Raw genomic sequence first — 26,215 nt, forward strand, 5'->3', positions numbered from 1 at the left:
CGGAGGCGTCGAAGAAGCCTGTGACTCTGCCCGATGAGGCCGACCACAGGCTTCTTCGACGTGGCCGCACCCTCGCTGCTGGGGCGGGGAGAGCGAGCGGACTTCGTGATCACGTCTCCCGTAGTACCCGGACGTCCCAGGGGCCGAGTGGCACCGGGGTACCCGGTTCGTAACTGGCTTCGTCCAGAACGTCGCTGACCGGGACGGGGACGGTCACCGCCGTCTCCTGCCAGGACCAGTTGTGCAGGAAACGGACCCGACGGCCGTCCTGCGCGGTCGCGCCGGTGGCGGTGACACTGGCGGAGAGCGACCTCCACGGTCCGGTGTCCGGCAGCAGCCACCGGAACAGGCTCGCGCCGAGTGCAGCGTTGGGGACGGTGCCCACGTAGGTGATCCGGCCCTTGCCGTGCGCCTTCGTGGTGATGGCGGCGAACTGCCCGAAGTGCGGGTGGTCGTAGCGGGCGAGTACGGTGGCGTTGTCCGCGTGGAGTCCGTCCGCCCAATGGGTGCCGGCCGCGCCCTCGGGCAGCGGGAAGGGCGAATCGTCCCCCGCCCGGACCGCCAAGTCGGCGTCGAGCGTGGAGAATTCGTCGTACCAGGCTCCGGCCGCATCCGCGAGACGGGCGGGTTGGATGTCGCGCCTGGCACGAGCCTCGTGGTCGGCGTAGCACGAGCGCGGACCGAGGACCAGGTGGCCACCGGCATCGGCGTACGAGTGCAGCCAGTCCAGCGTGGCGTCGTCGGCGATGTAGAGCCCGGCGGCCACCAGCACCGGATGCTTCCCGGCCAGCTCAGCCGGATTCTCGTCGGTGGCCTGCCCGGCGTGCAGCACCCGGGTTTGCAGGCCGGCGTCGAACGCGCTCCGGTAGAAGGCGCCGAAGATGGTCTCGTACGAGCGTGGATCCGGATCGCCGTCCGGCGCGGTGACCGCCGGTTGGGCGGTCATGGCCCACTTGCTGGGGTGGGAGTACAGCATCGCGACGTCGGCGTCCGGGACGAGATCGGCCACCAGACTCCCTGCGCGCTCCAGCTCGGCGCCGATGCGGGCGACCTCCCGATAGGTGCGGCCGGGACGGCCGTTGTGCGGCAGCACGCCCGCCCAGTACGTCTCGACGCCGAAGGTCAGCGTCCGCCAGTGCCAGTATTCGATCATCGATGCGCCGCGGGCCACGAGTGCCCAGGCGGCCTGGCGCCACTGGCCGTCGTAGGCGGGCTGGTTGACCCAGGACGGGCCGACGGCCTGGGCGTTGGTCTCGGTGACGAGGAACGGCTCCTGGCGGGAGGAGTACATCCGGTCCGCGGTTCGGTAGAACTCCCAGACATCCTGCGCCGCCCAGGTCTGCCCCTCGCCGCGCCGGGGCCGCGCCGGCAGGGACAGACCGTCCTGCATCACGTAGTACGCGTTGCCGGCGGTGACGTCGAGACGCCGGGTCAGGTCGTCGTCGGCGACGGCAGGCCGGCTGTAGTCGATGCAGGTGGTGACGAACTGGTCGGGGCGGGTGTACTCGCGGACGATGTCGGCCTGCCAGCCGATGAACTCGCCGACCTGGTCGGCCTGGAACCGCCGCCAGGCCTGCTCGTACTGCGGCTGGGCATTGCCGTCGGGGGTCCACAGATCGGCCCAGTCCGTGAGCCGGTGCGACCAGTAGACCAGGCCCCACTCCTCGTTGAGCTTGTCGATGTCGCCGTACTGTGCGCGCAGCCGGTTCACGAAGCGCTGGAAGACGCCGTGGTTGTGGAGCAGGTGCAGGCCCGGCTCGTTGTCGACCTGGAATCCGATCACGGCCGGGTGGCCGGCGTAGCGCGCGACGACCTTGCGGATGACGCGCTCGGCGTGGAAGCGGAACGCCGCGTGGGTGAAGTCCATCTCCTGGCGGGCGCCCCAGCCCATGCGCCGGCCGGTCTCCGACTCTCCGGCGATCTCCGGATAGAGGCGGACGAGCCAGGGCGGTGCCGCGTAGGTGGGGGTGCCGAGGATGACGGCGATTCCGCGCTCGTGGGCACCGTCGAGCGTCGGCTGCAGCCAGTCCAGATCGAAGTGGCCGTCGTCGGGCTCCCAGGTGGACCAGACGGATTCGCCGACCCGGATTACGGAGAAGCGTGCCTCGGCCATCAGGTCGAGATCCGTCTTCCTCAGCTCGGCGGGATGGTATTCGGGGTAGTAGGCCGCGCCGAACAGCACGCGCGCCGAAGCGATTCCCTGCCCGGGTGTCATCGGCCCTCCACTGCACGCAGGCGGACAGCGAGGTACGGCCGGCCGGGCAGGGATACGGTGCATGTGCCCTCGTAGAGGTCGGGGAGTTCGGTGACGGTCATGTTCCAGGTGTCGATGATGTCGGCCCGGAAGCGGCTTCCCTGGGGAAGATGGAAGGTGCGTAGGCGGGGCTGCATGATGCCGCAGTAGGCCAGGTAGTAGCGTCCCTCGACACCGCCCACCGGGACGTCGAAGTCGGACGGCAGCGGATCGATGCCCGCCGCGTCCGACGGGATGTCCTCCATGATGGTCCGCAGGAACTCCAGCCGGGGCGTGCTCTCGCCCTTGAGGACTCCGCCCTTCGCCCACCACAGCACGTCGTCGTCCGCCAGGAAGCACTCGCCGTGGGTGACGTATCCGCCGCGGACGACGCCCTCCCAGCAGCGGCGCACCATCTCCTGAGGGTTGAGGTTGCCCCAGCCCCACTCGATGTCCCCCTCGTAGCCCAGCTCGTCGACGGCGACGGGCTTGCCCCAGCGCTCGCGCCATTCGCGGGTGCCCTCGGGCGTGCGTTGGATGCTGGCGTGCGTGACCCAGTCGGCGTCGTTGTCCCACAGCTCCACCCAGTTGTGCACGCTGATCAGGTGGCCGTGCGGGTCGTGGTCGCCGATCATCGCGGCGATCCGGTGCCAGTCGTCGGTCGACTTGGACCACAGCAGGTCGTATTCGTTGGCCAGGGACCACCACACGTTGGGGTAGGCGGCGAGCCGGGCGACCACATAGCGCAGGTAGCGGTCGTCCTCGGCCGGGGACATGGTGGAGAAGCCCCAGCGGTCGTACGGGTGCAAGAGGATGAGGTCGGCCTGGATGCCGAGGGCGCCGAGCTGGGCGATCTGCTGCTCCAAGTGCTGGAAGTACGCGGGGTTGGGCCGCTGGAAGTCCCAGCCCTCCTCGACGGAACCCGCGAAGGGGTAGCGGGGCGGCTCGGTCTCGTTGTGGACGAACCACTTCGGGAAGACGCACATCCGGACCTTGTTGAACGGGCTGCCCGCGAGCGTGGCGAGGGTCTGCTTCTCCAGCTCCGCACCCTGGTGGGTCCAGGCGTACAGGGTGGTGCCCAGCGGGAGGAAGCGTGTGCCGTCGGCGTGCTGGAAGTGGGCGCCCGCGTGGACCCTGACCGGGCCGTGGTCACCGGGGCCGGCCGGGCCGCAGTGGAAGGTGCCGGTGACCGAGTCCAGGGAACGGGCGTTGCTGGTCGTCCGGAATGACCACTCACCCTCCGCGTCCGGCAGGAACCGGACGCGGTACATGCCCTCGCCGTCGTAGAAGCCGTGCGCCGTCACCGAGCGGTCGCCGTTGCGGAACTCGGCCTGCAGCGTGACGTCGGTGAAGGGGTTGCCGTGCGCTGGGCCGTGCAGTTCCAGCTCGAAGGTCCGCCACAGGGTGCCGTGCGAGGCGGCGACCAGCCGGGCGCTGCCGGAGGGCACGTCTTCTGACTCGTAGTCCGCGGCCAGGATGATCTCCTCGTCGCGGGGCGACGCCGGATGATCGTCCGGCTCTTCGAGGGTGGCCAGCTCGGCGTAGAGGGCGTCGCGGGCCGCGGGGTCGGTCCGCACCCCCTGCAGCATCGTGGTCACCTGCGCGAGCGTGCCGTACCGCATCTGGGCGCTCTCGATCTCCTTGTCGAGATGGGGCGCGTACTTGCGGACCACCGCCTCGGCCTGTTTGTTGCGCAGTACCTCACCTAGAACGGACGAGGGGCCGTAGGGCATGACAGACTCCATTGATCGATCGGACATTGGGGTACGAGCGGGCCACGGCTCGCAGACGAGCGCGGCGAGAAGAGCGGCCGCACATGCCACCGCCAGCGAGGCACGGGCGCCGAACTCGGTGATCAGGAAACCGCTGAGCGCGGTCCCGAGACCATTGCCGGCGGCGACCGCACTGTTCATCCAGCCGAACGCCTCCGTCGCGGACTCGCGTGGGGTGAGCGTTGACAGCCGGTCGAACAGCCCGGACATCGCAGGAGCGAGGGTCAGCCCCCAGCAGAACACCAGCACAGACAGCAGCCCTTGGCCGGGCGCCAGGGGAAGCAGGGCCAGACCGGCCGCCACGTAGAGCATCAGACGCCGCAGCCCGGCCCGGTGACGCGGTAGTGAACCGTAGACCAGGCCGCCGCACAGCGACCCGAGGCTTCCGCACGCCACGACCAGTCCGGCGTCCGCGGACACCCGGGAGCCGCTCACCATGGCGATGACGCCGAGCGCCTGGCACCCCAGCGCGGCGAAGAGCAGGGTGCCGGCCAGGATGACTCGGGGCACGCCCGTCACACGCAGGACACGGCGATCCTTCTTACGAAGGCCAGGCTCGCGGCCGGCGTCGACATTGCGGTCGCGTGCGTAGGCGAGGGTTCCGACGAGTACGAGCGCCCCGCACACGCCCAGGGCGAGGCGAGGACCGCCAAACGCGGCCAACAGTGCGGCGATCGGCGGGCCGAGGACGAAGATGACTTCCTGAAAGGCGGCTTCCAGGGCGAACACGCTGCGACGTCGGTCCGAACCGACCAGGGCAGGCAGCGTCGCCCGGACCGACGCCGTCATCGGAGGTGTGCACAGCCCACACAGGAACGAGAGACCGGTCAGCAGGGCCGGTTGCGGCGGTGCCAGGACCAGCGCGCCCATGGTGAACGCGTAGAAAACCGCGGTGACAGTGAGCACTCGGCGGCGGCCATGGGCATCGGCCCACCGGCTGAGGACCGGCCCGGCGATGAAGCCTCCCACCACACCGGCCGTCGACACCACGCCGGCCACGGCGTAGGTCGTATGCTCGGTCGTGAGCATCAGCAGAGCCAGGCCGGTCATGCCCTGGTTGAGGCGGCCGATGACCGAGGTCGCGAGCAGCCAGGGCACCGACGGCGTGCGCAGCAGGTCCCGGTAGGCGGATGCCGGCATCGTCAACCGCCCGTGACTTCGAGCAAGCCCCTGGTGGCCAAGTCCATCCAGTTGACCGTCACTTGGTGTCCTCGATACGCCACTCGTCGTGCCATTCGATCACTGGCATCTCACCGTCGAACCGGATGGGAAGCCACACATGGTCCGCGACCGATGTATCGGCCTCGGGCAGTACGAGGGAAGGAGCCTCGCGCCCCTCCGCCTTCGCCGAGTAGTGCCGTTGGAAGGCTTCGCCCCAGTTCGACTCCTCCTCCGACAGTTGGGGCAGCCACCGGTCCGCGATCGCGATGTAGAGGTCGTCGTGGTCCGGGTGCTGGAAGACGGAGCTGATCTGCGACCGGAACGAGGTGCCGCTCGGGTCCGTGGGGTGCGGGTCGCCGAGCACGGTGAACGGGCCGTGGTACGTGTCGGCCACGGCCGCTTCCGATGGGTTCGGGAAGTACCACGTCGTACCCGAAGTGATCAGGTAGTGCTTGTCCCCGCGCCGGAAGTAGGCGGGCGCTTCACGTACCAGTGGGGGGTGCGGGCGGGGGAGGTGAGTGGAGTGCGCTCCCGTCAGATCCGTGTAGTCATCGTTGAGTTCGGCACAGATCAGCTCGCTGTGCACCCGCTCGAAGTAGTAGTACGCCTTGCCGTCGGCCGGATCGACGACCAGGTCGAAATCGCCTGCGGACATGCCGAGCGGGCTGAGCCCCGTACGGACGATCTCGTAAGGACCGAGGAGCGAGTCCGCCGTCAGGACCGTGCAGAGCTGTTCGCCGCCGACACCCATGATCTTGAGCCAGCAGACGTACGTTCCCGTGTGCGGGTTATGGATGATGTGCGGGCGGTCGATCATCTGGGACGGGTGCAGGGGCGACGTGCGGTCGTCGAGGACCGGCGGGATGATCAACCCGCGGTCCTGCCAGTTGTAGAGGTCGGTCGACGTGTAGCAGCGGATGCCCCAGGTCCAGATGCCGCTCCCCGGCTTCGAGTGCTCCTTGTTCTCGCCGTACCAGTAGTAGACGCCGCCCTCGAACAGCAGGGACCCGCCGTGTGCGTGGATGCGGTGGCCGTTCGTGTCCAGCCACGTCTGGCCGGGCCGGAAGGAGTCGTACATGCTGGTTCCCTTGGGTGTGCCCGTGGATCCGGTGGTCATGAGCCGCCCTCGCCGCGGTAGCGGAAGTCGGCGAAATGGACGGTGCCTTCCTCGGCGAACATGCCGGTGACACGGCCGGTGAACGTCGCGGAGGTCTCGACCGACCAGAACCGCCCGTCCACTTCGGCCAGTTGGGTCTCGGCGCCGGTGTCGTCCACGACGATCAGCCGGATGCGGTCGCCGGGGGGAAACCATGGCGCTCGGCATCGCGAAGGTACCTGCGTGACCAGGCGAAGCGTGACCTGGTCGCCTGCGACCTCGGTGCTCCAGGACTCGCTGAGGGTCGGGATGCTCGCCCGCGCCGTGATCCTCGTGCCGGTTCCCGAGGGGGCCCGCTCTGCGACGAGGCAGAGGGTGAAGTCCTCGGTGAAGCGCAGTCCGAGGCCGCCGCGGCCGTTCGCCGGGTCGATCCTGGTCTCGAAGAGGCTGTCCAGATGGCGTTGGCGGCGGCCGAGGAAGGCGGGGCGGAAGGCGTCGAGACCGCCGTCGGCGGCGCGGATCGTGAGCCGACCGGGCTGCTCGCCGACAGAGGCGAGCTCGGCGGGTGGCCGACCGACGGCGAGCCAGCCGGGGTCGGTCAGGGCGGAGCCGTCCGCGAAGTCGAAGTACTCCTCCACCGGTTCCGGACGCGGGTTGAGGTCAACGTGCGCGGGCTGCGGCCAGCCGTCGCGCCATTCCACGGCGGTGACATAGGTCTCCCTGCCCAGTGGCGAGCCGTGGCCGGCGCGGCGGGTGCCCAGCAGGACGAGGACGTCGTCGCCGTCCGGGCCGCGGACCAGGTCTGCGTGGCCCGTGCATTCGACCGGGTGGTTCCAACCCGCCTCGCGCAGCACGGGATTGTTGGGCGCACCCTCATACGGTCCTTCGATGGAGCGGCTGCGTGCGACGCTCACGGCGTGGCCCTGGCCGGTGCCGCCTTCCGCGATGATCAGGTACCAGTAGCCGTCGCGCCGGTACAGGTGAGGGGCCTCGGGCGCGACCAGCCCGGTGCCGGACCACATCGGCCGCGGCTCCTCGAGGATCTTGCCCGCGTCGAGGTCGACCCGTGCCTGCCGAATGCCGTGGAAGCCGACGGGCTCGACCCCGTCCAGCTCCAGGGCACTGTAGGTGACGTAGGCGGCGCCGGACTCGTCCCAGGCGAGGTCGGGGTCGATTCCGGCGATCCCGGCGAGGGTGATGCCGTCGCTCCAGGGCCCGGCCGGGTCGACGGCGGTGAACACGACGCAGCCCCGAGGGCTGTCGGTCACCGAGACGATGACGTGGAACCGTCCGTCGTGGTGACGGATGGTCGGAGCCCACACGCCGGCGGCCGAGGTGGCCTGGGCCAGGCCGACCTGCTCCTCCCTGGTCGCGACGTTGCCGATGTGCTCCCAGGTGACGAAGTCCGTGCTCCGGTAGACGGGGAGGGCCGGCAGGTACTCGAATGTGGACGTGACCAGGTAGTACGTCCCGGCGACAAGGATGCAGCTCGGGTCGGGGTTGAAGCCGGGGATCAGCGGATTGGGCAGCTCAGACATTCTCTATCTCCACGTCGGACAGGAAGGCGCGGTCGGCGCTCGTGAGGACACGGGGCTTGCCCGCCAGCTCGAAGGCTCCTTCGACCCGCCGGTCGTCGGAGTCGAAGCCGAGGAAGAAGTCGACGCCCGCGGGCTCGACCGCGAAGTCACGGGCGAGGTTGGTGTAGCCGAGCTGGGCTGCGGCGAGGCGGAAGGTGACCCGGCGGGATCCGCCTCTGGGCAGTTCGATGCGGCTGAAGCCGGCCAGCTGCTGGGCGGGCCGGGTGAGGCCCTTGGTGTTGACCCGGACGTAGAGCTGGACGACGGTCGCGCCCGTCACCGGGCCGGTGTTGGTGACAGTGACGGTGATCCGTGCGGTCCCGTCGGTGTCGATCCGGGTGTCGTGGGACAGGCCGCCGAGGTCGAAGTCGGTGTAGCTCAGACCGTGCGCGAACGGGAGGAACGGTGTGGCCTCCAGGTCGAGATAGTGCTGGGCGACGTTCGGGGGCAGCGGGTTGCGGTAGCCGGAGCCGGCCTTCTGGTGGTGGTAGACGGGGACCTGCCCGGAGTGGCGGGGGATGCTGTAGGGCAGCTTGCCGCTGGGGTTGGTGACGCCGAAGAGGACCTCTGCGATCGCCTTCGGGCCGAACGGTCCGCCGTAGGGCGCCATCACGATCGCCGAGGCGTTCTGTACCACCTCGGGCAGTGCGTACGCACGTCCCTGCACGAGCACGACGACCAGGCGCTTGCCGGTGGCGGCCACCGCCTCGGCGATACGGGTCTGTGCGGCCGGCAGGGAGATGTCGGCGGTGTCGCTGGCCTCGCCCTCGGTGCGTTCTCCGGTGAACCACAGACTTCCGCCGCCGAGGGCGAGCACTACCACGTCGGCTTCGCGTGCGATGTCAACAGCCCGGTCGATGGCTTGCTGCTCCAGCGGGCGGGTCAGCGTGGATCCCTGTTCGCTGCACACCTGCTGGGCGAATCCGGCGATCTCCTCCGAGATCGAGCGGGCCCCGAACCGTTCGTGGACAAACGCCTCCGGGGCGACGGGTTCGAACATCGCCTTGTACCAGGAGGTCGTGACGTCTTCCGCGCCGAGCATGTTGCCGAGTTCGCCGCGTGTGACGGCGTCGGTCGCTTCCCGCCATGAGGCATAGGTGTATGTGGGGAACTGGAGTTTGGCCGCATTGGCGTGCGGCCCGATCACGGCGACGTTCAGCGTCCCAGGGGTCAGGGGGAGGATTCCGTCGTTCTTGGCGAGCACCACGGAGCGCCGGGCCAGCTCATGCGAGAGCTCCGTGCCCTCGGCCGCGACCGCGGACACGTCGATGTGCTCAGCCGGATAGGGATTCTCGAACAGGCCCAGCTCGAACTTGGCCTTCAGAACGCGCAGGACGCTCGTGTCGACGTCGCGGACGTCCGCCTTGCCCTGCTCGACCTGTTGCGCGAGCACCTGGCCGTAGGCGTACGGCTTGGGCATCTCCACATCGAGGCCGGCGGAGATCGCGAGGCACGCCGCCTCTCCTGCGTCGGCCGCAACGCGCTGACGGTCGACCACCTGCTCCAGGGTCGTGTAATCCGACGAGATGAACCCGTCGAACCCGAGGACCCCGCGCAGCAGGTCGGTGAGCACCTCCCGCGAGACACCCACGGGGATGCCGTCCACGTCCGCGTACGAGTTCATCACCGAGCGCAGGCCGGCGAGCTGGATGGCGGCCTCGAACGGGTAGGCGAACAGGTCCCGGGTCCAGCGCGCACCTGCCTCGTACGCCGACGTGTTGGAACCGCCGATCGGCAGGGCGTACCCGAGGAAGTGCTTGCCGGTCGCGATGACGCCCCGGGCGAGGTCGTCGCCCTGCAGGCCGCGCGTGAAGGCGACGCTGAGCGCGGCGGACAGGTAGGGGTCCTCTCCGTAGGTTTCGTGCACCCGTCCCCACCTCGGGTCGAGTGCGACGTCCATGACGGGCGACAGCGCGTGGCGGACACCCGTGCGGATCATCTGGGCGCGGATCAGCTCGGTCATGTCCTGGACGAGGTCAGGACTCCAGGTGGCCGCGAGCCCGGTACCGGTGGGGAAGGCCATGTGGCCGCCGGCCAGGAAGCCGCTGAGGGCCTCCTGGTGGAACAGCACGGGGATGCCGAGCCGGGTGCGTTCGACTGCCCGCCGTTGGATGCTGCCGACCAGGTGCGCCAGCTTGGCCGGGGTGTCGACGATCAGTCCGGCCACATGGCCCGGCGGGTGCCCGAGCCATTCCTCGAGCTCGCCGGAGTCCGACCCGTCGGCGCGGACCAGGGTCCAGGGCATGACGGAGACGAGCTGGTGGCACTTCTCCTCAAGGGTCATCTCTCGCAGCAGCAGCTCGGCGCGCGTGGCGGCGGGCAGGCGGGGGTCACGGTGGTTGTCGGTCGGCTTGCTCAACGGTCGTTCCTCGCGGTGGGGTGCCCGGAAGCTGCCGGGAGTCCGGCCGGGATGTCGCGGCGCACCTGGCCGGGCCTGAACGAACTGCTGCCCTGCTGGGTGCCGTGCTTCATGACCGGCTGCTTTCCTGGTCGTCGGGTGATTCGGGGGCGGGGCTCGCGCAGGAGCGCCGTCAGGCAGGGCGCAGACCGCGGATCGCCTCCAGCCGTCGCTCCAGGGAGGCCAAGCCCGCCAGCGACTCCTGCGGTGTCAGCGCCAGGACCAGTTCGGCGGCGGGTGCGTCGAGATACGCGGCGAGCCGGCCGGCGACCTGCGCCTCCCCTCCGGGAACGACGCCTGTCTCGACGGCGGCTGCAACGACGGCGGCCCAGGTGTCCGGGTCGTCGAGCACATCCCGGACGGTGGCCGTCGCGTGCTGGGTGGCACCGTCTGCCATCGGATCGGGAACCTCCCAGTGGTGCTCACCGTGACCGACGGCCTTCGGCTCGGCCGTCCCGGGCAGGTGCACCAGCGCGGTGGCCCCCACCGGAACACGGACATCGAGCCGGAACGTCCCGCCGGCCCGCTCCCAGGCGACACCGGCCTCGCCGTACGGGGTGCGGTGGCGCGCCGAGGCGGACGTGAGGTCGGCAGACGGTCGCGGGTGGACGAGGATCTCGCGGTAGCCGGGGGCGGCGGGTGCGAGGCCGGCGACGGTGCGGTGCAGCCAGTCCGCGACGGCGCCGAGCGCGTAGTGGTTGAACGACGTCATGTCACCGGGGTTGATACTGCCGTCGGGGAGCATGCTGTCCCAGCGCTCCCAGATGGTGGTCGCCCCCATGGTGACCGGGTACAGCCAGGACGGGCAGCCGGTCTGCAGCAGCAGCCGGTAGGCGACCTGGGCGTGACCGGTCGAGGTCAGCGCGTCGGTCACCAGGGGCGTACCGACGAACCCGGTGCTGATGCGGAAGCCGCTCGCGCGTACGAGGTCCGCCAGGCGCCGGCCGGCCCGCTCGCGCTGTTCGGCGCCCGGCAGCAGCGCCCACTCGATGGCCAGGGCGTAGACCGTCTGCGCGTCCGAGAGGACCCGGCCGGCCGGCGTGACGTAGGCGCGGGCGAACGCCGCACGCACCTCGGCCGCCAGGGCGCCGTACCGCTCGGCCTCGTTCTCGCGCCCCAGCACTCGCGCGGCCTCGGCCACGATTTCCGCGGAGCGTGCGAAGTGCGCGGTGGCCACCACGTCGGGGTCGGCCTTGGCCCGGGAGGGAGCCTCCGGCGGAGCCGTGGGGTCGAGCCAGTCACCGAACTGGAAGCCGCCCGACCACAGCCGGTCCGGGCCGGCAAGGTCCGCGAGCCGGTCGACCCAGGCGCGCATGCTCGGCCACTGCCGCTCCAGGACTTGACGGTCGCCTGTGCGCTGATACAGCGCCCAGGGCACGATCGTCGCGGCGTCGCCCCAGGCTGCCGCGGTCGGCGCGCGGTCGCGCAGCACGTCCGGCACGACGTAGGGCACCGATCCGTCGGGTTGCTGTTCGGCTGCCAGGTCCGCCAGCCACGACCTGAGGAACCCCGTGCTGTCGAAGAGGAAGGTCGCCGTCGGGGCGAACACCTGGATGTCGCCGGTCCAGCCGAGGCGTTCGTCACGCTGCGGGCAGTCGGTGGGTACGTCGACGAAGTTGCCGCGCATGCCCCACACCACGTTCTCGTGGAAGCGGTTGAGCAGTGTGTGGGAGGAAGTGAACCAGCCGGTGCGGCGCAGGTCCGACCCGATCACCACGGTCTCGACGTCCTCGGCACGCAGGCCTGGCACGCCCGAGATCTCCGCGTAGCGGAAGCCGTGGAAGGTGAGGGACGGTTCGAGGATCTCCTCGCCCGTGCCCGCGACGAGGTACGTGTCGGTGGCTTCGGCCGCGCGCAGCGGACGAGTGCCGAGCTCGCCGTCCTCCAGGACCTCAGCATGGCGGACGACGACCACGGAACCGGGAGCCAGGCCGCGCACCCGCAGCCGTACCCATCCCACGGCGTTCTGTCCGAAGTCGACCAGAGTCCGGCCCGACGGTGACGTCCACACCTTCTCGGCCGGAAGGACGCAGCTGACCCGGACGGGCGGTCCTTCCGGGGCAACGAGGCGGGTGAGGTCGCCCGCCACCACCTCGACCGCGCCGGCTGCCGGGCGCCAGCCGGGGCCGCGGCGACGCAGGTCGGTGCGCTGGCCGTCGTAGAGGTCGTCGGCGAGGACCTCGCTCTCCCGAGCCGTCCATGTGCCGTCCGTGGCGAGCACATGGACCTGTCCGTCGGTGGTGGTGACCTCCAGCTGGGCCAGCAGGGCCAGCCGGTCGCCGTACAGGGCACGCTCGCCGTTGAAGCCCAGTCGGCCCCGGTACCAGCCGTTGCCGAGCAGGATCTCCAGCACGTTCTCCCCGCTGCGGACCAGTTCAGTCACGTCGTACGTCTGGTAGCGCAGCCGGTGCTCGTAGGCCGTCCAGCCCGGGGCGAGCACCAGGTCGCCGACGCGCCGGCCGTTGAGTGTGGCGACGTACAGGCCGTGCGCGGTGGCGTAGAGGCGGGCTGTGCGCACCTCGCCCGGCACCTCGAGCGATCCGCTCAGCACCGGAGCGGGCATGCGCGTGCCGGCGATGCCGACCGGACTGATGAAGTCCGCCGTCCAGTCGGCCGCATCAAGGAGGCCGGCCTCCACGACAGCTCGTTCGCTCCATTCGCTCCACCGGTCCCGGCAGGCGACGCGGACCCGCACGGCGGCGTACTCCCGGGAGGCCAGCGGCCGCGCCGGCCAGGGCACCAGGATCTGCTCGGCGCTGTCGGCCCGGAACGTCTCGATGGTGCCGCCCCGCAGGACCTCGATCTCGTAGGCGGTCTGGCGGTAGTCCGCGTCCGCCTGCGGGACCGACCACGACAGACGGGGAGAGCCCGTACCGACACCGCGGACCGGTGAGGGATCGGTGAGGTGCTCGAACCGAGGGGCGCAGGGAGCGGCAGCCACGACCATGTAAGTCTCCAGACTCATCGAGCATTGGGTGACCGGGCCCGAGGCGGGCATTGTGTGGCTCCGCTCAGGAACGCCCTCACACACAGGGGAAGGAACCACCTGAGGGGGCCGGCGTTGTGTAACGTTCTACGTCAGGGGAGCGTAGGGAACTGCCTGAATTCATGTCAAGGCAACAGAAGGGACCGATCCATGGGGTACCGATCGGAACGGGCGCTTGTAGCATGGCGCGAATGGACAACAGCGCTGCTGACGCCGATCTGCGGGGCGACATGACGGCTTCACGCAACGGAGACAAGCGGCCTGTCCGCTCGCGCGGCGATGGCACCGCGCAGTCCTCCGTAGTGCGCCGCGTGACGATCCAGGACGTGGCCCGGGAAGCGCAGGTATCGGTGTCGGCCGTGTCCAAAGTGCTGCGCGACGCCTACGGCGTCAGCCCGGAGATGCGGATCAAGGTCACCGCCGCGATCGAGAAGCTGGGCTACAGGCCGCAGGCCGGCGCGCGCGCCATGCGGGGCCGCTCCTACACCGTCGGAGTCATGCTCGTGGCGCTGTCCCATCCCTTCCAGCCCGAGATCGTCGAGGGTGTCACGGACGAACTGGAGCCGACGCCCTACCAGGAGATACTCATCACCGGCGGCCTCGCGGCCGAGCGCCAGCAACGCAGCATCGAGGCCCTCGTCGACCGCCAGGTCGACGGCCTCGTCATCATCGCGCCGGAGATGAGCACGGCCTGGCTCGAACGGCTCGGGGCGAGTCTGCCCACGGTGGTGGTCGCGCGCCATGGTGGCGCCACCTCCTTCGACACCGTTGTCGACGACGACCAGGGGGGTGCGCGCCTCATGGTCGACCACCTGGTGAGTCTCGGCCACCGGCGCATCGCACACACCACCCATCCGACGGGGGTCCTGGAACGCCCGCATGTCCTCGCACACACCGCACGGTGCGACGGGTACATCAGGGCCATGCAGCGCCACGGCCTCGAGCCTGACGTCATCGAGACGAGCTACACGGAGGAGGGCGGCTACCGGGCCGCCACCGAGGCACTGTCCAGGCCGACACCGCCGACCGCGATCTTCGCGGGCGCCGACATCGCCGCGCTGGGCGCCCTGCGGGCAGCGGAGGAACGCGGTCTGCGGGTACCGGAAGATTTGACGGTGACCGGCTACGACAACGTCAACGCCTCCTCGATCGGCCGGGTCTCGCTCACGACGGTGGACCAGTCGGGCCACCTCACGGGCCAGATGAGCACACGGCTTCTCCTGGAGCGGCTCAATGGCCGCACCCAGCCGGTCCACTACGTCGTGGCGCCCCGGCTCGTGCCCCGCGGGACGAGCGCGGCTCCGGCGCGCGGCCGTGCCGCACGAGCGGCGCGCTCCTCCTAGCGCGTCCCGTGTTCCTGTCAGTGCATTTCTCGTCGCCTTGTGCATCGGTGCACTCTTCTCGCTGACCCGGTGGGCTGCCGCGACCCGTGACACATCGGCCCACGCCCGCTGTCACAGGGCCGAAAAAGTCAGTCAGGGCGAGACTTAGCTGGTGATGAGTGGTGCGGCACTGGAGAGTGAAGATCGCGCTACCGGCGCGTTGCGGAACTGTTACTCGGCGGGGTCGGTGCGATCTCTTGACTCGTTCTGGCCGTCTCCGTAACTTGCCGCGTAGAACGTTGTACACATCACGTCGTCCAGTTCGCGCTGTCTCCCACCGAGCGCTGGACGGATCTGCGTCGGCCCGCATGTAAACAGGCCGCAACTTCATTCGCGTCCGAAGGAGTCCATTATGCGGCGCACCACCCGACCTGCTGCCACGGCAGTCACGATGACCACAGCCCTGGCCGCACTGGTCGCCCTGAGCGGCTGTACCGACGCGAGTTCCACCTCGGGGAACGCCGGCGGCAAGGGCACACTCACGCTCGGCATGACCCAGGACATCCAGGGCTGGGATCCGGTCAACCAGCCCAGCTACCAGGGCTGGGGCGCCTCGGCGGTGTACGACAAGCTTTTCCGGTGTGACGCTCTGGGCAAGCCCCAGCCGGCCGCCGCGAAGACCTGGAAATTCAAGTCGGACAACACCGGCGTGACAATGCACCTACGTCCAGGCATGAAGTTCTCCGACGGAACCCCGGTCAATTCGGCGGCAGTCAAGGCGTCGGTCGAGTACGCGGCGACACACGGCGCCAGCACAGCCCGCTTCGCCGGTATGAAGGTCTCCACGCCGGACAAGCTGACCGCCGTGATCTCCACGAAGTCGAACCCGCTGCTCACCGCACGCCTGTGTGACCTCGCGATAGCCAGTCCGAAGTACCTGGCCTCGGGCAACCGGAACAAGGCTCCGGTCGGCTCGGGCCCGTACACCCTCGACGCATCGGCGACGACCGGTGGCTCGGTCTACACCTTCGTCAAGAACGACGCGTACTGGGACGCCAAGTCGTTCCCGTACAAGAAGCTCGTGCTGAAGGTCATCACCAGCGAGACAGCGACGATCAACGCGCTCAAGACCGGGCAGATCGACGGCTCCCTCATCACGCAGGCGACGTACAGCCAGGCCAAGTCATCCGGACTGAAGATCCAGATGCAGCCGAGCGAGGTGGCCCGGCTCCTGCTGACCGACCACCTGGGCAAGAAGATCCCCGCTCTGGGCAACGTGGACGTCCGCCGCGCCATGAACATGGTGTTCGACAAGGACGCCATGGCGAAGAACCTCTTCCGAGGGCTGGCCACCCCGACCCCGCAGATCTTCCGTCCCGGCTCCGCGGCGTACATCAAGGACCTCAAGGACCCCTACCCCTACGACGTCGAGGCCGCGAAGGCCCTGATGAAGAGGGCGGGATATGCGAACGGCTTCAGCATCGAGATCCCGTACCTGCAGGGGCAGAACCTGGACGCGTTGATGCCGGTCGTCAAGCAGCAGCTGGGCCTGCTGAACATCAAGGTCAAGCAGGTCACCCTGTCCGGCCCGAACGCCATCAGTGAACTGCTCAGCGGCAAGTACCCCATCCCCATGTGGGTGCTCGGGAACTACGGCGAGTCGCGGCTGGACATCGCCGACTACATCCTGCCCGACGGCATCTGGAACGTCATGCACCAGACCGACCCGACAGTGGCCAGGCTCTGGGAAAAGATCGTGACCGACAACCCGCAGCAGTCGGCCAAGGATCAGCAGGCCATCAACCGCTACGTCGTCGACCAGGCCTGGTTCGTCCCGATGGTGTCCACGGGCACCATCTACGCCTACAACCCCAAGCTCAAGGTCCGGAAGTCCACCGACCCGTCCGGCCTGCACCCGCTCCTGTGGGACTTCCAGTAGCCCCACGCATGAACGATTGGAGTGACAGGTGTTGGGTTCTGTGGTGAAGAAGCTGGTCCGCTCACTGGCGGTGCTGCTCGTGGTCAGCTTCGCGACGTTCGTCCTGATGTACGGCAACGGGCCGGGGATCGCGCGGGCCGTCCTGGGCACGCGGGCCAGCGAGGCCGACGTCCGGGCGGAGGTGGTCAGACTCGGTCTGGACAAGCCTCTCTTGGTGCAGTACGGCGAGTGGCTCAAGGGCGTCGTCACGGGCAACCTCGGCGACTCGTTCTTCACGGGCCAGTCAGTGACCTCGGCCCTCTCCTCCCGGGTACCGGTGACCCTCACCCTGATCGTTCTGTCGCTGCTGCTGACAGCGGTGGCGAGCGTCCTCCTGGGCGTCGCCGCCGCCGTCCGCGGCGGGTGGTTGGACCGGGTGGTGCAGTTCCTGTCCGTGCTGGGAGCGGCCGTGCCGGCCTTCATCATCGCGATCGGGCTCGTCTTCGCCTTCGCCGTCTCGGTCCGGCTGCTCCCTGCGACGGGGTACGTCTCACCGGACCAAAGTCTCAGCGGATGGCTCAAGTCGGTCACCCTCCCGGTCATCGCCCTCCTTGTGGGATCCATCGCCAACGCCGCCGCGCAGTTCCGCGGAGCGGTCCTGGACACGCTCTCCCAGGATTTCGTAAGGACGCTGCGAGCGCGGGGGATCCCGGAATCGCAGGTCGTCTTCCGGCATGTGCTGCGCAATGCCGCCGGTCCCGGTCTCACCGCCCTGAGCCTGCAGACCCTCGGCCTCATCGGCGGGGCGGTGGTCATCGAGCAGGTGTTCGCTCTGCCCGGCCTGGGCGACCTGAGCAACACTTCGGCGCAGAAGGGCGACGTGCCGCTGGTGATGGGGTGCGTGCTGGTGACCATCGTGGTCGTGCTTGTCGTCAATCTGCTGGGCGACCTCGTCACGGCAGCGGTCAACCCGAAAGCGAGGACGCGATGACCACCACTCCCCCGCTGGAGACGGCCGTTCTTGTGCAGGCGGCCGCGAAGCGTCGATCCCTCTTCCGGCGGCTGCTCACCAACACCCAGGGCGCGGTCTGCCTGGCCTTCCTGCTCTTCGTGGTGTTCCTGGGCCTGTCCAGCTCCTGGCTGGCCCCCCACGGCCCGAACGTGACAGACCTCAGCGCCGTGGACGCGTCCCCGTTCAGCTCCGGGCACCTCCTCGGGGCGGACTCGACGGGGCGGGACATCCTGTCCCGGCTGATGTGGGGAACCCGCCAGACGCTGCTCGCCTGTGTCGTGGTACTCGTCGTCTCCGTCGTACTCGGAGTGACCAGCGGCCTCGCTGCCGGCTTCTACCGCGGCAGGGTCGACGCGGTGTTGAACTGGGTTTCCGACGTCGTCATGTCGACGCCCGGCGTCATCCTGCTCATCGCGCTGTATGCCCGGACCGGGTCGAACATCGTCGCGGCCATGGCCGTCTACGGCCTCATCGTGGCACCGTCGTACTTCCGGCTGGTCCGGTCCGTCGTCCTCGGAGTCCGCAGCGAGCTGTACGTGGACGCGGCCAAGGTGGTCGGGCTCTCCGATCGGAGGATCGTCGGCCGCCACGTACTGTGGGCCGTTCGCGCGCCCGTCGTCATCCAGAGTTCGTTCGTCCTCGCGGCCGGGATCGCGATGGAAGCCGGCCTGGGCTTCCTCGGTCTGAGCAACCCTGCCAAGGCATCCTGGGGCGGCGTCCTGCAGGAGGCGTTCGGCAACCTCTACAACAACAAGGCCGGTGTCCTGTGGCCGGCCCTCCTCATCAGTCTGACCGTCCTGGCGCTTGTCCTGCTCGGCAACGCCTTGCGCGATGTGCTCCAGTCGTCGGCCCACAGCACGACGCTGTCCCCGCGCCGGCGCCGCGAACTGACCCGGCAGGCGCAGGAGCAACGCCAGTCGACCACCGCCGACCCCGCAGCCGCACCGGCCGAAGCGGTCCTGTCGATCCGCGGCCTGCGCATCGGCTACCCGGACGGCGAGAACAGCGTCCGCGAGGTCGTGCACGGCGTCGACCTGGACGTACGGCGGGGCGAGATCCACGGCCTGGTGGGCGAGTCAGGCTCCGGCAAGTCCCAGATCGCCTTCTCGACCCTGGGTATCCTGCCCCGCGAGGCGGTCGTCCTCGGCGGCAGCATCGTGCTGGACGGCAAGGACCTGTTGGCCGACGACCAGCAGCTGCGCGCGGCATGCGGTCGGCGCATCGCCTACGTGCCGCAGGAACCCATGTCGAACCTCGACCCCTGCTTCACGGTCGGCGCGCAACTCACCCACGGCCTGCGCGCGGTGAAGAAGATGTCCAAGCAGGAAGCGGAAAGGGAGCTGCTGAGACTGCTCGCACGGGTCGGCATCAAGGATCCCGAGCGGGTCTTCCGCCAGTATCCGCACGAGATCTCCGGCGGCATGGCACAGCGCGTGCTCATCTGCGGCGCGGTGGCCTCGAACCCCGACCTGATCGTGGCCGACGAGCCCACCACGGCCCTGGATGTGACCGTGCAGGCCGAGGTACTGGAGCTGCTGCGCGAACTGCGCGACGAACGCGGTCTCGCTGTGATCCTCGTGACCCACAACCTCGGTGTCGTCGCGGACATCTGCGACACGGTCAGCGTCATGCGCGACGGCCACATCGTGGAACGCAGCGACGTGGACGCGCTCTTCGAGTCCCCCGCCGAGGACTACACCCGGGAACTGCTCTCGTCGGCACGCCGTGTCGAGATCGCGGAGGTATGAGGTGCCAGAGCCGGTACTGAAGGTCGACAACCTCGTCGTCCGCTACGGCGGCCGGAAGAGTGCCGGGACTACGGTGATCGACGACGTCTCCTTCGATCTGCGCGCCGGGGAGACACTGAGCCTGGTCGGTGAGTCCGGTTCGGGCAAGACGACCATCGGCCGTGCGGTCCTCGGGCTCGCGCCGGTCACGGCAGGCTCGATCACCTTCCGCGGCGAGACCATCAGCAACATCTCCCGGGCCCGCAGACGCAAGGTCGCCCGCGACATCCAGGTCATCTTCCAGGACCCCTACTCGTCACTCAACCCGTCCATGCAGGTCGAAGACATCCTCGTCGAACCCCTCGTCGCAGCCGGGGCCGAGGGCGGCCGAACCCGCGTACGGGAACTGCTGGACGCCGTCGGTCTCCCGGCCGACGCCGGCGGGAGGTACCCGCGGGAGTTCTCCGGCGGGCAGCGGCAACGGATCGCGATCGCTCGCGCCCTCGCCCTCGATCCCTCAGTCATCATCTGCGACGAACCCACCAGCGCTCTGGACGTGACCACCCAGGCCCGCGTCCTCACGCTCCTGCAGGACATCCAGCGCCGGACGGGCGTGGCCTACCTGTTCATCAGCCACGACCTGGGCGTCGTGAACGAGGTGAGCGACCGGATCGCCGTCCTCCACCAGGGCCGCATCGCGGAAATCGGCAAGGCACACGACGTCGCGACGAACCCACAGCACCCCTACACCCGCAAGTTGCAGATGGCGGCCCCCGTCGCGGATCCGAAGAAACAACGCATCCGGCGCGCCAAGCGGCTGCACCTCGACACCGCAGAGCTTTCCGACCTCAAGGGGAACTCATGAAGACACACGGAACGGCCGGTGACGACAGGTCGCACGGTTCCCCGGCAGGGGCATGGTCAAGACGCCATTTCGTCCGCAATGCGACAGTCGGCACCGTGGTGGTGCTGGGCGCGTCGTCGATCCAGGTCCCCAGCGCCGCGGCCGCATCCCGGCCGCAGTGCACGGCGCGCGTGAACGGCGGGCCGGTATGGGTCACACCCGACTGCGACGACCCCCTGTACAACCAACCTGTGATCGACAGCGAGGCGGACCTCACCACACCGGTACCGCACCGCAAGGTCTCAGGCCACTTCGCGGGCACTGACAAGAAGTTCACCCTCTGCCTCCCCTTGAAGCGGCAGTGGCAGGGCCGCTTCTTCCACAAGGTGTATCCGCTGCAGGACGAGAACCCAGCCGCCGAGGACATCGCCTTCGGCGTGGACAGCGGCGCCTACGTCGTGCAGACGAACGGCGGCATCGGCTACCGCGTGGACGCGGCCACGGCCAAGTTCTCCCGGACGTACGCGGCGCGGTACTACGACTCGAAGAAACGGATCTACGGCTACGTCTACGGCGGCAGCGGCGGCTCCTACCAGACCATCGGCGCCATCGAGAACACCTCGGGCGTCTGGGACGGCGCGGTGCCCTTCATCCCCGGCACGCCGGGCTCCATGCCCAACAGCTTCACCGTCCGCGCCCTGGCCCGGCTCGTCCTGCGGAACAAGGCACCCCTGATCGCCGACGCCGTGGCACCCGGCGGCAGCGGCAACCCCTACGCGCATCTCAACGAGGTGGAGCGGGCCATGCTGCGCGAAGCCACGGAGATGGGCGTTCCGCTCCGTGCGTGGGAGGACTACCGCTACGTGCTGGGGCTGACCGCCCCCGACGGCCTCCTCGGGTTCACGGCCATCGTGCGCAGTATGGATCCCACCTACGCGGACGATTTCTGGGGCAAGCCGGGCTACCTCGGCACCGAACAGTCGCCCCTCGGCGATCTGATCCGTGCCGCGCGGATCGACCATCAGGCCAGGGTCGAGCAGATCAACCTGGACAGCCAGAACAAGCCGAAGAGCCTTGTCCTCGACACCGCGCCGTCCCAGCCGGACACGACGGGACTGGATTTCACCGCCTACGAAAGCGACGGCACGACGGTCATCGGAACACTCTCGGGCTCACTCGACCCGACCACACGGGTCATCACCCTCGACAGCGGGAACAACGCCGGGGTGCTGGCCGCCCTCGGCACCGGCGACAAACTGCGCATGGACAACCGGTGGTCCCTCGCTTTCCGCGCCTACCACCGCTACCAGGTTCCGACCCGTCCCGGCTTCTACGCCTGGGACCAATACCGGGGACCCGACGGGCAGCCTCTCTACCCGCAGCGCAAGGTCCAGGTGGGCCCCGCCATCTCCGCGTCCACCAGCGGCGGCGGCACGCACACGGGCAGGATCAACGGCAAGGTCATCGTGGTCGCCAACCTCCTCGACACTGACGCCTACCCCTGGCCCGCCGACTGGTACCGGGCGCGGGTCAAGGAAGCCCTCGGCGAGGGCTACGACGACAGTTTCCGCCTCTGGTTCAACGACAACGCCGACCACCTCGAAGGCCCCGTCATCGGTGCCCGCGCGGCCCAGATCGTCGAGTTCACCGGCATCCTGCAGCAAGCGCTGCGCGATCTGAGTGCCTGGGTGGAGAAGGGTGCCGCACCGGCGCGCTCGACTCCCTACAGCGTGGACGACAGCCAGGTCGAGGTGCCGGAGAGCGCCACGGCCCGCCGGGGAATCCAGCCCGTCGTCGATCTGACGGTCGACGGCACCGACCGGATCGATGTGGCCGTCGGCCGGTCCGTCACCTTCAAGGCCAGGATCAAGGTCCCGCCCGCCGCCGGCCGCATTGTGACGACGGAATGGGACTTCGCCGGCACCGGCACTTTCACGCCCAAGTCCTTCGGGCCACCTCGCCGAACCGCCGAGGTGAGCCAGACGTTCACCTACACCAAGCCGGGCACGTACTTCCCGGTGCTGAGGGTGGCGGCGCAACGGCAAGGCGACACCGCAACCCCCTTCGCCCAGGTGGCGAACCTCGGCCGGGTGCGCGTCGTCGTCCACTAGAGATCCCCTTTCGCCTCCACCAGGTCCTGCGCACAAGATGCGTCCGGTTGCGGCACGTCAGTCTGAGGCCAGCTGGGACAGATCTCGGCGAGTTTGTCCGCGAGGGCCGGCTCCGCCGCGGACGTGCAGGCCAACGCCGGCGCGGGACGTCCTCTACGTCGCGTCGGGAGCTGTTGAGGGGGCGGCTTCCGACCGGCTTTGCCTGCGGAGCCGACGCTGAACAGACGAGAGAAGAGTTCCGCGTGGCAGATCGTGAAGTCATCATCCGGCCAGCCGTGCCAGAGGACTTGGCCGGGGCGGCGGACATCTATGCCCACTACGTCCTGAACACGGTGGCTACATTCGAAGTCGAGCCCCCCTCGGCCGAGCCTTGCGCGCCTGCGCCAAGGCACTCGCCGAGGCAGGGGCGTTCGTGTACGTCGTCGACATGGCCAAGGCGGCCGCGGACCAGGTGGCCGAGGAGATCGGCGGCAGTGCCTGTGTGTGCGACCTTTCCGACCCGGCGTCCTTCGACGCCCTCCCCGTCGATGTGGACATCGTGGTCAACAACGCTGGGCTCCAGTACGTCGCGCCGCTGCACGACTTCCCGCCGGAGCGCTTCACCCTCATCCAGAAGGTCATGGTCGAGGCTCCGTTCCGCATCATCCGGCACACGCTGCCCCACATGTACGCCCGGGGCTGGGGCCGAATCGTGAATGTCTCCTCGGTGCACGGGATGCGGGCCTCGGCCTTCAAGGGCGCCTACGTCGCCGCCAAACACGCACTGGAAGGGCTGAGCAAGGTCGCCGCCCTGGAAGGAGCCGCGCACGGCGTCACGTCGAACTGCGTGAATCCCGGATACGTCCGGACCCCGCTGATGGAGGCCCAGATCGCCGACCAGGCCCGCTCCCACGGCATCGCCGAGTCGGAGGTCCTGGAGAAGATCATGCTGCGGCGCAGCGCGGTCAAGCGTCTCATCGAACCGGAGGAGGTCGCCTCGGCGGTGCTGTGGCTGTGCTCCGAGGACGCCGGATTCGTCACCGGTACCTCCCTGCCGCTGGACGGCGGCTGCACCGCCCACTGAGCAGCGCGCCGCCGCGCTCCCGACGGTCCCGGCACCGCGCGCGGCCGCTCCGCTCGTATCGGCCCTGCCCGAGGTTCGTACCCGACCTGCCTGAGGTTCGTCCCATGTCACAGCCCACCGCCCTGTCGGCCGCCTCCGACCTACGACACCTGGTGGAGTTGCTGGCCACCGACGCCTCCGCCGAGCAGTACACGGCTCTGGCCGCGCGCGCCCGCGCCGGCTCCGTCGACGACCAGGACCTGGCGGAGGTCGAGAAGGCCGTCGCCACCGCCCTCGGTGTCCGGCACGGGCTGCGCCGACAGCGCCGCCGCGAGGCCGAGCTCACCGCGCTGTTCGACACAGCCGGCGACCTAGCTGCCCTGCGTGACCTAGACGCGGTGCTGCACTCGATCGTCCGACGGGCACGAACCCTGCTGCGAACGGACACCGCCTACCTCACTCTGGTGGACGAGGCGGCACAGGACACCTTCATGCGGGTCACCGACGGCTCGGTCTCTTCGGCCTTCCAACAGCTCAGGCTTCAACTGGGCGAGGGACGGGGCGGCCTGGTCGCACAGACCATGCGCCCCTACGCCTCCCCTGACTACCGCACCGACGCGTGCGCGGCGAACTGCTGACCGACCTTCTCGACAGCGCCGCGCGCGATCCCGCCCTGCTCGCCGAACGCGGCCGCAGACTCGGCGTGGACCTGCACCAGCCGCACCTGGTGCTCGTCGCCGAGGCCGAACCGGGAGCGACCGGCAAGCTCACGGCCGCGGCCCAGCAGCACCTCTTCGGACGGGGAGGCCTGTGTGTGCTGCGAGTACCTCCAGCACGTCGTCATGCTGCTCCCCGACGACGGAACCGAGCCCGGCCAGGCCGCCGGCGCCGCGGCCGACCACCTCGCCCAGACACTCGGCGCACCGGTCACGGTGGTCGCCGCGGGACCCTGCCGGGGGCCGGAGGACCTGCCCGCCTGCTACGCGGAGGCTCACCGATGCCTGAGCGCGATGCATGTGCTGGGCCTCACGGGAGGCGGGGCCTGCGCGGCGGACCTCGGGTTCCTCGGTGTGCTGCTGGGCAACGAACAGGACACCGGCGGCTTCGTCCGCAGAGTCCTGGGCCCCGTGCTGGACTGGGACCAGCGCAGGGAGACCGAACTCGTCAGAACACTCCAGGCGTATTTCGCCGCCGGTGGCAGCCGCCTGAGGGCCAAGGACCTGCTGCACATCCACGTCAACGCCGTGGTCCAGCGCACAGAGAGGATCGCCGCACTCCTGGGCCGGGACTGGGAAAGCCCGGAACGAGCCCTGGAGATCCAATTGGCTCTGCGCATCCACCTCGTCTCCCAGGCCGGTCACCGCGGCGGAGACGTTCCGGCGCCCCGCAGTTGCCCCGGGTGACCGCCATCGACGACCCGCTCCGCCAGAGGCTTCCGGGCAGACTGGAGTGCTCGCGCCGGTTGTGGGCGGCCGTCTGCGGAGTGGAGCGTCTGTCAGCGGTTGATCCTCCTTGCGTGGCTCCTTACGTGTTCGACTACGTGGTTTCCCTGATGACTCACCGAAATACGCGGGGGAGAGTCGCACGAAATGGGGTCCGGGAAGGGCGCTCGGCGGTTCCGCGAGCGTGGCGGCATGCCGTCGATCCGGCTCACCCCGCCATCAGTTCAGGAGCCTGCATGCGATCCGCCAAACTCTCCGTCGTCAGCGCTGCCGCCGCGGCGGCAGCGCTGACCGCCGTCACGGGCTGCACCGGCAGCGACAACGTCATCGAGGTGATGGCCGCGGACAGCAAGTGCGAGACTTCCCAGAAGGAGATCGCCGCCGGGCACGTCCAACTCGCCATCGAGAACAAGGGTTCCTTGGCCGCCGCGGTGTACATCCTCTTCCCGGACGACCAGGTCGTCGCCGAGCGCGAGAACATCGCCCCCGGCACCAAACAGAGGGTCACGGCTGAGGTGAAGGCCGGTGACTACCAGATCGGCTGCAGGGCGGGCATGAACTCCGACAGTGTTCGGCAAGACCTCAAGGTCACCGGCGGCACCGGCGACAAGCGTGATCCCCGCCAGGACTGGGCCGTCGCCACCTACCGCGCCTACGCCCAGGAGCAGGCGTACCAGACGCTGCGTCTGGCCGAAACCTTCGCCCAGGCCGTCAAGGACGGAGACATCGAGGATGCCAAGAAGACGTACGCGCTCTCCCGCATTGGCTGGGAGCGCACCGAGGCGGTCGCCGAGTCCTTCGGCGACATCGGCTCCAGGGTCGACGTCCGCGAGGACGGCCTGGGGGATGACCAGAACCCGGCCACCGACTGGACCGGCTGGCACCGCCTGGAGAAGGCCCTCTGGCAGGACAAGAAAATCACCGAGCGTGACAAGCAGGTCGCCGACCAGATGATCGCCGACCTCGGTGACTGGCAGAGACGCATCGGCAAGGCCGAGATCACTCCGACCTCCATGGCCAACGGCGCCAAGGAACTGCTCGACGAGGTCGCCTCCAGCATGACGACCGGCGAGGAGGAGCCCTACTCGCACACCGACCTGGTCGACTTCAAGGCCGACGTCGAGGGCGTGCAGAAGTCATCTGAGCTGCTCCTCAGGGCGGTCGGGCAGGAGAACGACACAGCGCTGGTGACCGAACTGGACACCCGGTCCGCCACGCTGAACACGATGTTCGACAAGTACCGCGTGGACAGGACGTCGTACGGTTTCACGTCCTACGACAAGGTCGGCGAGGCCGACCGCAAGCAGCTGTCGGACGCGGTCCACGCGCTGGCGGAGTCGCTGGCGAAGCTTGCTGCCGCCGTCGCGAAGTAGCCGGTCGAGGGGCCATGTAGGTCTCGCGTTCACGATCTCCCGCATCGCGTACACCTCCCTGATGCCCGCTGACCGACGGATGCCGGGCCTTCCAAGCCGTGATCACGGGTTCGACGAGCTCCTACTGCTCATCGGTGAGATCGCTCGGATACGGCTTGCCTCATGCTCATGCCATGCCATAACCCAACCGCACTGAGGGAG

14 protein-coding genes and 1 pseudogene are annotated in these 26,215 nt (G+C 69.1%); 9 read left to right on the plus strand and 6 right to left on the minus strand.

The window, feature by feature from the left end:
* Nucleotides 1-109: 109 nt before the first annotated feature.
* The 6 genes from ACIBVL_RS33660 to ACIBVL_RS33685 form a co-directional block, all read right to left on the minus strand.
* The gene (locus ACIBVL_RS33660; RefSeq protein ID WP_399103225.1) at nucleotides 110-2,215 is read right to left on the minus strand and encodes a beta-galactosidase; all 2,106 of its coding nucleotides are present in this window, start codon (nucleotides 2,213-2,215) and stop codon (nucleotides 110-112) included.
* A complete protein-coding gene (locus ACIBVL_RS33665; RefSeq protein WP_399103227.1) occupies nucleotides 2,212-5,145 on the minus strand; it encodes an MFS transporter in 2,934 nt (977 codons plus the stop codon). Before ACIBVL_RS33665 ends, ACIBVL_RS33660 begins: the two co-directional genes overlap by 4 nt.
* A gap of 58 nt (nucleotides 5,146-5,203) precedes the next feature.
* Nucleotides 5,204-6,283, minus strand: a complete 1,080-nt coding sequence (locus tag ACIBVL_RS33670; protein ID WP_399103229.1) for a family 43 glycosylhydrolase — start codon at nucleotides 6,281-6,283, stop codon at nucleotides 5,204-5,206.
* Nucleotides 6,280-7,800, minus strand: coding sequence for a family 43 glycosylhydrolase (locus ACIBVL_RS33675; protein ID WP_399103231.1), 1,521 nt, complete (start codon nucleotides 7,798-7,800; stop codon nucleotides 6,280-6,282). The genes ACIBVL_RS33670 and ACIBVL_RS33675 overlap by 4 nt, the downstream gene beginning before the upstream one ends.
* On the minus strand, nucleotides 7,793-10,198 hold the full coding sequence (locus tag ACIBVL_RS33680) for a glycoside hydrolase family 3 N-terminal domain-containing protein (RefSeq protein WP_399103233.1): 2,406 nt from the start codon (nucleotides 10,196-10,198) through the stop codon (nucleotides 7,793-7,795). The genes ACIBVL_RS33675 and ACIBVL_RS33680 overlap by 8 nt, the downstream gene beginning before the upstream one ends.
* 172 nt (nucleotides 10,199-10,370) lie before the next feature.
* Nucleotides 10,371-13,202 (minus strand): family 78 glycoside hydrolase catalytic domain, encoded by a 2,832-nt coding sequence (locus ACIBVL_RS33685; RefSeq protein WP_399103235.1) that lies wholly within the window; start codon nucleotides 13,200-13,202, stop codon nucleotides 10,371-10,373.
* A 212-nt stretch (nucleotides 13,203-13,414) separates the two neighbouring features.
* Here ACIBVL_RS33685 and ACIBVL_RS33690 point away from each other — a divergent pair, with 212 nt between their 5' ends.
* The 9 genes and pseudogenes from ACIBVL_RS33690 to efeO all read left to right on the plus strand — a co-directional run bounded on the left by ACIBVL_RS33690 (nucleotide 13,415) and on the right by efeO (nucleotide 26,014).
* Nucleotides 13,415-14,566 carry a LacI family DNA-binding transcriptional regulator gene (locus tag ACIBVL_RS33690; protein WP_399103237.1) on the plus strand — a complete coding sequence of 384 codons (1,152 nt, stop codon included), beginning with the start codon at nucleotides 13,415-13,417 and terminating at the stop codon, nucleotides 14,564-14,566.
* Between the two features lie 430 nt (nucleotides 14,567-14,996).
* Nucleotides 14,997-16,484, plus strand: a complete 1,488-nt coding sequence (locus tag ACIBVL_RS33695; protein WP_399103239.1) for an ABC transporter substrate-binding protein — start codon at nucleotides 14,997-14,999, stop codon at nucleotides 16,482-16,484.
* A gap of 28 nt (nucleotides 16,485-16,512) precedes the next feature.
* A complete protein-coding gene (locus ACIBVL_RS33700; protein ID WP_399103242.1) occupies nucleotides 16,513-17,454 on the plus strand; it encodes an ABC transporter permease in 942 nt (313 codons plus the stop codon).
* A complete protein-coding gene (locus ACIBVL_RS33705; RefSeq protein WP_399103245.1) occupies nucleotides 17,451-19,223 on the plus strand; it encodes a dipeptide/oligopeptide/nickel ABC transporter permease/ATP-binding protein in 1,773 nt (590 codons plus the stop codon). The genes ACIBVL_RS33700 and ACIBVL_RS33705 overlap by 4 nt, the downstream gene beginning before the upstream one ends.
* Before the next feature lies 1 nt (nucleotide 19,224).
* A complete protein-coding gene (locus ACIBVL_RS33710) occupies nucleotides 19,225-20,067 on the plus strand; it encodes an ATP-binding cassette domain-containing protein (protein ID WP_399103247.1) in 843 nt (280 codons plus the stop codon).
* A gap of 95 nt (nucleotides 20,068-20,162) precedes the next feature.
* Nucleotides 20,163-22,157 (plus strand): PKD domain-containing protein, encoded by a 1,995-nt coding sequence (locus ACIBVL_RS33715; RefSeq protein ID WP_399103250.1) that lies wholly within the window; start codon nucleotides 20,163-20,165, stop codon nucleotides 22,155-22,157.
* Nucleotides 22,158-22,527: 370 nt separating this feature from the next.
* Entirely contained in the window at nucleotides 22,528-23,220 is a 693-nt protein-coding gene (locus ACIBVL_RS33720) for an SDR family oxidoreductase (RefSeq protein ID WP_399103252.1), read from the plus strand.
* A 104-nt stretch (nucleotides 23,221-23,324) separates the two neighbouring features.
* Nucleotides 23,325-24,602 (plus strand): annotated as a pseudogene (locus ACIBVL_RS33725) (helix-turn-helix domain-containing protein).
* 275 nt (nucleotides 24,603-24,877) lie between these two features.
* The gene (gene efeO, locus ACIBVL_RS33730) at nucleotides 24,878-26,014 is read left to right on the plus strand and encodes an iron uptake system protein EfeO (protein ID WP_399103255.1); all 1,137 of its coding nucleotides are present in this window, start codon (nucleotides 24,878-24,880) and stop codon (nucleotides 26,012-26,014) included.
* Nucleotides 26,015-26,215: the final 201 nt, after the last annotated feature.

It is taken from the genome of Streptomyces sp. NPDC049687, assembly GCF_044465285.1.
In the GTDB taxonomy this organism is placed as follows: Bacteria; Actinomycetota; Actinomycetes; order Streptomycetales; family Streptomycetaceae; genus Streptomyces.

Coding starts and splice junctions, on each gene's coding strand:
- ACIBVL_RS33660 (WP_399103225.1), bottom strand. CDS start 2,215: ATGACACCCGGGCAGGGAATCGCTTCGGCGCGCGTGCTGTTCGGCGCG.
- ACIBVL_RS33665 (WP_399103227.1), bottom strand. CDS start 5,145: ATGCCGGCATCCGCCTACCGGGACCTGCTGCGCACGCCGTCGGTGCCC.
- ACIBVL_RS33670 (WP_399103229.1), bottom strand. CDS start 6,283: ATGACCACCGGATCCACGGGCACACCCAAGGGAACCAGCATGTACGAC.
- ACIBVL_RS33675 (WP_399103231.1), bottom strand. CDS start 7,800: ATGTCTGAGCTGCCCAATCCGCTGATCCCCGGCTTCAACCCCGACCCG.
- ACIBVL_RS33685 (WP_399103235.1), bottom strand. CDS start 13,202: ATGAGTCTGGAGACTTACATGGTCGTGGCTGCCGCTCCCTGCGCCCCT.
- ACIBVL_RS33690 (WP_399103237.1), top strand. CDS start 13,415: ATGGACAACAGCGCTGCTGACGCCGATCTGCGGGGCGACATGACGGCT.
- ACIBVL_RS33695 (WP_399103239.1), top strand. CDS start 14,997: ATGACCACAGCCCTGGCCGCACTGGTCGCCCTGAGCGGCTGTACCGAC.
- ACIBVL_RS33705 (WP_399103245.1), top strand. CDS start 17,451: ATGACCACCACTCCCCCGCTGGAGACGGCCGTTCTTGTGCAGGCGGCC.
- efeO (WP_399103255.1), top strand. CDS start 24,878: ATGCGATCCGCCAAACTCTCCGTCGTCAGCGCTGCCGCCGCGGCGGCA.